Genomic DNA, 3765 nt, shown 5'->3' on the forward strand with positions numbered 1-3765 from the left:
TTAAGAGTTTACTCACTTAGTCTCGTGTCCACTATTGCTGGGTAAGATCAGTTTACCGCTGTTAACCCGTCGGGCTTCGGCATGATGCTGATGTAATCGTGCTTCATCGTTTTCACGAAGCTCTCCGCCATCCCGTTGCTTTCCGGGCTACGTACCGCCGTATGTTCAGGCTCCAGTCCTACCATTCTGGCGAACTGACGCGTCTGATGAGAACGGTAGGCTGAACCATTGTCTGTCAGCCACTCAACGGGGGATGTCGACAGGCTGTTACCGAAACGACGCTCTACTGCACCCAGCATGACGTCCTGCACGGTTTCACTGTCATATCCACCGGTACTGGCTGCCCAGTGCAGTGCCTCTCGATCGCAACAGTCCAGCGCGAACGTGACCCGCAGTTTTTCACCGTTATCACAGCTGAACTCGAAGCCGTCAGAGCACCACCGCTGGTCACTTTCTCCAACGGACACTTTCCCTGTATGCGCCCGCTTCGATGGCGGTATTGCCGGTTTACGTTCAAGCAGCAGCGCCCATACCCGACGATAACCATACGTTGGCAGGTCGCCGAGAACGGTATGGATACGGGTCAGCGCTTCAGTGTCATCAGGCTTGCGCATGCACCGACGATCCTGCCAGTTCTTCGACCGACTGGCCATGGCATGCAATTGCGCACGTGAGACCCGCAGGCAACGACTGACAAGGCTTATTCGTCATCCTCCGGCAACAAGTGCACGTGCGCTATCCACTTTTTTTGTCGGCCATATTCAACGGCTTCTTTCAGCAGCTCGTTTTCCATGGTTTTCTTGCCCAACAGGCGCTGCAGCTCTTTAATTTGCTTCATCGCAGATGCAAGCTCGGATGCGGGCACAACCTGTTCTCCTGCGGCAACGGCTGTGAGGCTGCCTTCCTGATACTGCTTACGCCACAGGAATAGCTGACTGGCAGCAACGCCATGCTGAAGGGCGACCAGCGACACGGTCATTCCGGGTTCAAAGCTCTGCTGAACAATGGCGATTTTTTCCTGAACACTTCGCCGTCTGCGCTTCTCTGGGCCTAAAACATCAATCATCCGGACTCCAACGACTAGTCTAAAAACTAGTATTAAGACTATAACTAACTTAAGTGATACCAGCTGTCTGGAGATTCATGGGGCCAGTCTACTGAGAGTAGTGAACTCATCCGGATTCCGCATCACCCGGTGAGGGTGATACGAACTGCGTAGATGTGTGGTGCAGAGGGAGTGCTATTCCCGTGATAATAAAAAGTAACAGAACCAGTGCGGTATTAAAGTTATCCCGCCAGGCCGGTTTTTCGGTCTGTACCAGTGACGGATGAGCAAGTTGTTTATCGTCATTAATCCGGTAATCGTTGTTGTGGAATGTAGCAAGAATCTGAGCAGAAATTTCCGCATCAGCCTGTTTTACCAGTAGTTTCACACCGCCGACTGCCAGTGAGTACATCTGGTTATTCCATACCATGTTTTCGTCGAGCAACAAGGTATAAATGCCTTCCGATTTAAGAAGTCCGGCTTCGATATGGGCTTCTACAGGAGACAGATATTGAGCCAGGAGTACATATGAACAACGGGTCAGGCTGGCATTCCACACAAGAAACCTCCGGTTATGGTTTCACTATCGATAAAACAGAAGGAACAACCCTACGGCCATGACGCCGCACATGATCACCTGCACCAGGGCGATAAGAAACTCAATCGTACCCAGTGATGAGCGATTCAGCCATCAGTTTTCTGCGGAACGGTAACGAGCCAGGATGGCTCTGTCGCATTAGCGTATGCATGTCAGCACAATGTATGCTGCTGATTTTTCAGGCAGCTAACAGATAAAATAGTGCTGCGGGTGACATTCCGTCACCTGCCGGATGCTGATATTGCCCTTTTCTTATCATGTGGAGCAGCTCAATGCCGGCCAGTATCGTCTGCGCCCGGCGAAACGATTTGAATCCCGGCATCAGACGTATCCGTCGTTTGATATTTCGGTGATCCTGCTCAATCAGGTTATTAAGATATTTGTTTTGCCTGATGGTGATGACTTCTTCTTCTGATTTGTTGGCATTGACTGTGGCCAGTGCCGCAGTACTGGCACCACTTTTATCGATGGCCACCACTTCAGGTTCGCCATTCTGGCGAATGGATTTGCGGAAGAAGCGCAGGGCCGCTGCGGTATCCCGTTCAGCCGTCAGCAAAAAGTCGATGGTCTGGCCGTCGGTATCCACTGCGCGGTACAGATACTTCCACTGACCTTTGACTTTAATGTAGGTTTCATTCATACACCACCGCCGACCTACTGTGCGCTTATGTCGGCGAAAGGCCTTGTCCAGCAACGGTACCAGGCGGATAACCCGGCGGTGAAGTGTGGAATGATCAACGACAATGCCGCGCTCAGCCATCATTTCCTCCAGATTACGCAGGCTCAGGGCATAAGCCAGATACCAGCGAACACACTGAGCAATAATATCAACAGGACAGTGAAGACGTTTGAAGGCTTTTCGGATCAGCTGCATAGTCAGGTAACATCGCAAAAAACAGCATGTTATCTGACGATTTCTTAATGCGACAGAGCCACCGATTTTACGTCTTGCTGAAAAACGTCTTGTTCAACCGAGTGCGTCCATATATGCCAGAAATTTACGGATTGCCTGAGGAAGGCAGTGACGAGAGGCGCTTTTATCTAAATCCGATTTATTCAACAAAGCCACGCAAAGGGCAAGTTCATCATTCTGCCGGTCACGGAATGTCACCGGCAGGACAGTTTTCTTGTTGGTTGACTAAATAATCTACAAGGCAACTTTTGCTGAATTATCGTCGGTAACGCGACAGAACCGTATTAGTTGACCACTACATACCCGCACATTCCAATGGGTTACCCATTACAAAGTCTTTATCGTAAAAACATTGTGAGGACATCCCACCACCAGACCATCCCCCACCAATAAGACCTGGGTTATAATTTGGATTATAAGATCTCAGTCCTTCTGTAATAGGAGGTGCTGTTTCATATCCATTCTTAATTCCGTCATAGATTTCACCGGCAGCATACCCTCCTAAAGCTCCTACATAAGGATTGCCACCAGAAAGCCAAGTTCCAGCAAGAGCCCCTGCTAACTGGGCCGCGCTTTCGCCTCCTGAACCAGAAATTGTCTCTATATCGAAATCACTAAGTTCTTTCATTTTTATCAACCCCTAACCGTATGTTTATGTTATTTATAGAAAAAACAAAACCGCCCACTATGCAAGAAAAAATTGCAACTATACTAAAATATTCATAACTGCGAATTGATTCGCTTATATAATTTACTATACAAAAAATAGCAAACAAGGATATTGAATTTTTCAACCATTTTTTGAAAAGCTCTGTTTTGAAATAAGTCACTTTACCCCTCCACCCATGGTTTATAGATCTGTTTAACATCAATATGCAGGCTGGTGTGAAATAAAAATCTAAATAATACAAAGCACTTAGGTCTATAACCCTACAGCTTGAAGCGTTATAGATCTTTATCTATATCTTGTTAAAATAACTGATATTTTGCTAAATTGGTAGAATTCGTAATAAATAGTCAATCACTTAGTATTGTATGAGATTTAGTTTTTGGATAAATCGTAAGTTTATCAACGGTAGTCTCATAAGGGCTTTGTTGAATAAATCGAACTTTTGCTTAGTTGAAGGATCAGATCACGCATCCTCCCGACAACACAGGCCGTTCCGTGGCAAAGCAAAAGTTCAGAATGACAAACTGGCCCACCTACAA

4 protein-coding genes and 1 pseudogene are annotated in these 3765 nt (G+C 47.3%); 1 reads left to right on the forward strand and 4 read right to left on the reverse strand.

The window, feature by feature from the left end:
* Window positions 1-53: 53 nt before the first annotated feature.
* The 4 genes and pseudogenes from IBT46_RS26915 to IBT46_RS26930 all read right to left on the reverse strand — a co-directional run.
* Window positions 54-1066 (reverse strand): annotated as a pseudogene (locus IBT46_RS26915) (DDE-type integrase/transposase/recombinase); the annotation flags it as partial.
* Between the two features lie 106 nt (window positions 1067-1172).
* On the reverse strand, window positions 1173-1604 hold the full coding sequence (locus tag IBT46_RS26920) for a hypothetical protein (RefSeq protein WP_200548118.1): 432 nt from the start codon (window positions 1602-1604) through the stop codon (window positions 1173-1175).
* A 217-nt stretch (window positions 1605-1821) separates the two neighbouring features.
* The gene (locus IBT46_RS26925) at window positions 1822-2517 is read right to left on the reverse strand and encodes an IS6 family transposase (RefSeq protein WP_200548119.1); all 696 of its coding nucleotides are present in this window, start codon (window positions 2515-2517) and stop codon (window positions 1822-1824) included.
* Window positions 2518-2851: 334 nt separating this feature from the next.
* The gene (locus tag IBT46_RS26930; RefSeq protein WP_200548120.1) at window positions 2852-3184 is read right to left on the reverse strand and encodes a hypothetical protein; all 333 of its coding nucleotides are present in this window, start codon (window positions 3182-3184) and stop codon (window positions 2852-2854) included.
* A 492-nt stretch (window positions 3185-3676) separates the two neighbouring features.
* Between IBT46_RS26930 and IBT46_RS27515 the strand changes: the two genes are divergently transcribed.
* Window positions 3677-3765, forward strand: an 89-nt coding sequence (locus tag IBT46_RS27515) for a hypothetical protein (protein ID WP_234480325.1), incomplete at its 3' end; no start/stop codon positions are given.

The sequence above is a fragment of the Erwinia sp. S38 genome (genome assembly GCF_016624545.1).
Taxonomy (GTDB): Bacteria; Pseudomonadota; Gammaproteobacteria; order Enterobacterales; family Enterobacteriaceae; genus Erwinia; species Erwinia coffeiphila.

Excerpts from the sequence above, each read along its gene's own strand:
- IBT46_RS26925 (WP_200548119.1), bottom strand. The coding sequence starts at position 2,517 with ATGCAGCTGATCCGAAAAGCCTTCAAACGTCTTCACTGTCCTGTTGAT.
- IBT46_RS26930 (WP_200548120.1), bottom strand. The coding sequence starts at position 3,184 with ATGAAAGAACTTAGTGATTTCGATATAGAGACAATTTCTGGTTCAGGA.